Consider the following 294-nt stretch of genomic DNA (forward strand, 5'->3'; position numbering starts at 1 on the left):
CCACCCCACCGCCGTCAAACCGCTCCGACAGCTCCCCGGTAGTCACCACTACCACCGGCGCCGCGTCTTCAAGGACGAAAGCCACCCGCTCGTCGGGGTTGTGCACATCGACCGGCACATAGGCCGCACCCAACTTCAACACCGCCAGAATCGCGATCACGGTGTGCTCCGAACGCGGCAGCAACAACGCCACCACATCACCGGCCACCACCCCACGACCAGCCAGCAGATGCGCAAGCCTCGACGACGCCTCATCCACCTCCCGATACGTCCACGACCGCCCACCGAACACCA

Annotated in this window: 1 protein-coding gene; it reads right to left on the minus strand. The window is 65.6% G+C overall.

Annotated features, from left to right (window positions below; genetic code table 11):
• On the minus strand, positions 1-259 hold a 259-nt coding region (locus tag IG78_RS0141265), incomplete at its 3' end, for an AMP-binding protein (RefSeq protein ID WP_283936566.1).
• Between the last annotated feature and the right edge of the window lie 35 nt (positions 260-294).

This window comes from Streptomyces aureocirculatus, assembly GCF_000720475.1.
In the GTDB taxonomy this organism is placed as follows: Bacteria; Actinomycetota; Actinomycetes; order Streptomycetales; family Streptomycetaceae; genus Streptomyces; species Streptomyces aureocirculatus.